This is a genomic window from Thiobacillus denitrificans DSM 12475, assembly GCF_000376425.1.
Classification (GTDB): domain Bacteria; phylum Pseudomonadota; class Gammaproteobacteria; order Burkholderiales; family Thiobacillaceae; genus Thiobacillus; species Thiobacillus denitrificans.
In genome coordinates this window covers 1-3,011 of record NZ_AQWL01000028.1, presented here as the reverse complement: position 1 = coordinate 3,011, position 3,011 = coordinate 1, and the positions used below count along the sequence as shown (strand labels likewise).

Sequence of the window (3,011 nt, the reverse complement as noted above, 5' to 3'; positions counted from 1 at the left end):
CAACTTTGACTTGGCGGTCGAGGGGCTCGGATGCTCTCACATCTTGCCCACCCAACCTGTTAATCAGAGTTGCACTTCGAATTTGAACTCGCGTCTTTAATCTCTTTCTAATCGGAGCATGCGCCGCTCCGCTTGCACGAGTGACCGACATGGACAACCTGATGCATGCGCAGAGCGTTGCAGTGTTTCGCTGACAGAGGCATGTAGGGGAAACTGTGCCTGCGATGGGAGTGCAGCTCAGCTGGGAGAGCGTCTGGTTCGCAATCAGAAGGTCGGGAGTTCGATCCTCCCTGTCTCACCACCACCACCACTGGGTATTGTCGGGGGATACACGCCTTCAACTTCCTCTCCCCGGCAACCGGAGATCGCGGATGATCCACTCCGGAGAACGCGGATGCTATATCTTCTGGACGCCAGTATCGACGCGAGTTCCAGAAACGCCGACAACGCGCGCATGGCAAACAAAAACCCACCTACCCTCCGGGCTTCGTCCTCCGCCCCGGCGCAAGCGCCGGCCTATCGCGGGCGTTGCCCGCTCAATAATGAAGCCCTAACGGGCTGATAAATCAATAAACCCATGCGCGCACAGGCCGCACTTCAAAGCCCACAATCTCGGCGCATCACCACGGCGCGGGGACGTGCCGTCCCCCCATCCTCCCTACGCTACGCTTCGGTCGCGCCGTCGCCCCCCTTGGGGGAGGGCAAGCCCTCCCCCCGCTTTCGCGGCTCCCCCCTCCCGCGCCTTCGGCGCAGCTTGCAGAAGGGGGGTGGGTGGCCGTCAAATTCACGGCTAGGCGCTGCGTATGGCTGTTCTACTGCGTTTTTTTCGAGCGGCTGGTGGTACGCCCTCACCGACGGGAATTAAAGCGCTCAGATTCATCCGGCATGGTTGATGCGCCGAGGCGCACCTAACCGCCTTAACGTGCTTTATTTTTTCTGGGGCGATCCCTTGGTGGCGGGGGAGGGCTTCAACGCGGCCAGCAGACCGGCGTTTTGGGTCTTGGTAGCCTCCAGCTCGCCGCGCAGGGCTGCGGCTTCCTCTCGGGCTGTGGCTGCTTCTGTGCGGGCCTTGTCGCGTTCGGTGCGCAGCTCTGCTGCGCGACGTTCGATTTCCTCGGCCCGCTGTTTGGTAAGAGTCGCATCCTGCTCGGCAGCGAGCCGGGTGCGTCTTGTCTCGTCCAGTTCCTGGGCCGTTACCTGGGCGGCGGTGGCTGCGGCCGTGGCTTGGCGTTCCAGATCCGCAATGCGCGCCTGGGCGGCTTCCAGTTCGGCGGCTTGCTTCTCGTAGGACTCGGACTGTTCGGCCGATAGCTGGATCAGGTCGTTTTTCTCGGTTTCAAAGGCAACCTTGGCAGCGTCTAGCGATTCGTTCGCCAGTTGCTGCGCCGTCTCCCAAAGACTTTGGCCCATGCTCTGTACCACGCTATGCAGTTCTACCGGCAACGGCTCGCGCACGGCCTGAACCTGCTTGCGCTGGTTCTGCCGCCATTCCTTCATGGCCTCCACTACGTTATTCATGCCGGCGCGGCTCTCCTGGCGCACGGCTTCCACGCTCGGAAACTCGCCGCTTGCGCTGGCCGCGTGCAGGGCGTCGGCGGCGGCAAAGATGCGCTCTTTGATGTCTTGGGATAAGGCCATTTTGCTGACTCCTTTTTGGTTAAGTAGTAATAATAATAATTATACTACTATTATTCTTATTACGCTATGCTAAAACGCAATTATTTCGGGGGTCGTCTCAGAAAACGGAAAATAAAGCACGCTAAGCTGGTTGGCTGTTCCGTTGCTTCCTGGTGGACTTGCCGAACAATACAAAATTTTGTATAATTGCAGCATGACCGATTCCAAGCCCGTCGAGTTCCGGGGCAACGCCCTTGATGACCTTCGCGCCTTTCCGCTTTCGGCCAGGCGCGAGGCAGGTCATCAGCTCGACCAGGTGCAGAACGGCCAGGAACCGGACGACTGGAAGCCCATGAACACCGTGGGCCAAGGCGTGAAGGAGATTCGGATTCGGGATGCTGCCGGGGCGTTTCGGGTTATTTACGTTGCCAAGTTCGCTGATGCCGTCTACGTGCTTCACTGTTTCAAGAAGAAGACAGAGAAGACCAGCAAGGTTGATCTGGACTTGGCTGCCAAGCGTTATCGTGACTTATTGAAGGAGCTAGGCCAATGAGCAACCAACGATTTACCAGCGTCTGGGATGCCATCGAGGACACCCCGGAAGAAGCGGAAAACATGAAACTGCGTTCCGTCCTGCTGACGGCGCTGAAAAACCACATTACTCGCACCAAGATGAGCCAGGCGCAAGCCGCCGAACTCTTTGGGGTGACTCAGCCGCGTGTCTCTGACCTGATGCGTGGGAAGATCAACCTGTTCGGCCTCGATGCACTGGTGAATATGGCGACGGCTGCCGGGCTTCACATCGAAATGCGAGTGCTCGAAGCCGCCTGATCTTCTCCGGCGTTGCCGCAAACAATGCCGTTCACCATTTCGGATCAATCCAATCAGCATCGTCAAGACAATCGAGTTCCGTTGGGGACAACAGGCCGCGTTCCCCGTTCGCAAAGCGAAGTTCATAAATGGATGGATAGAGTGGATCAAGGCTGGCCAAGAGGTTCAGAAGACGCTCGTTGCGTTGTAACTTGGTTAGCAAGCAGAAATAAGCACCGCGGCCGTTAATCTTGTCTTCCGCCCATGGGTGTGATGAATCAATACGCTCATAGGCTGCGAGTAATTCTCTGGCTTGATTCGGTAAATCTGCCTCAATGCCTTCTTCAATAACCGCTTCAAGGCTGTACGCCATCGCTTGAAGCCTCGCCGTCGAAGGTATGTAAGCAAGCGACTGGCGAAGCATTCTGACCTGTAGCAACAAGACCGGCCAAAGAATTTCAACCCCGTAAATTATTCCCTTTTCTGGATATTCTGCGGGCGGCTTTATTACAGTGCGCTGCCCCTCGTATGCTTTTCGCGCATCGTGGGGTCTCCTCGTTTTCAGTGCAATAAGTGACGGTACG

Annotated in this window: 3 protein-coding genes, 1 tRNA gene and 1 pseudogene; 3 read left to right on the top strand and 2 right to left on the bottom strand. The window is 57.3% G+C overall.

Annotated elements, in window-relative coordinates:
• Positions 1-223 precede the first annotated feature (223 nt).
• Positions 224-304 (top strand) — tRNA-Ala (locus B059_RS0118280).
• 623 nt (positions 305-927) lie between these two features.
• Here B059_RS0118280 and B059_RS0118275 read toward each other — a convergent pair.
• Positions 928-1,638: a DNA-binding protein gene (locus B059_RS0118275; protein WP_018079667.1), complete on the bottom strand. Its 711-nt coding sequence runs from the start codon at positions 1,636-1,638 to the stop codon at positions 928-930.
• Positions 1,639-1,831: 193 nt separating this feature from the next.
• On the opposite strand from B059_RS0118275, the gene B059_RS0118270 reads away from it, so the two are divergent.
• Both B059_RS0118270 and B059_RS0118265 read left to right on the top strand, forming a co-directional pair.
• The gene (locus B059_RS0118270; RefSeq protein ID WP_018079666.1) at positions 1,832-2,170 is read left to right on the top strand and encodes a type II toxin-antitoxin system RelE/ParE family toxin; all 339 of its coding nucleotides are present in this window, start codon (positions 1,832-1,834) and stop codon (positions 2,168-2,170) included.
• Positions 2,167-2,448: a helix-turn-helix domain-containing protein gene (locus B059_RS0118265; protein WP_018079665.1), complete on the top strand. Its 282-nt coding sequence runs from the start codon at positions 2,167-2,169 to the stop codon at positions 2,446-2,448. The genes B059_RS0118270 and B059_RS0118265 overlap by 4 nt, the downstream gene beginning before the upstream one ends.
• A 208-nt stretch (positions 2,449-2,656) precedes the next feature.
• Here the strand turns inward: B059_RS0118265 and B059_RS21815 are convergent.
• Positions 2,657-2,935 (bottom strand): annotated as a pseudogene (locus tag B059_RS21815) (DUF6904 family protein); the annotation flags it as partial.
• Positions 2,936-3,011 lie beyond the last annotated feature (76 nt).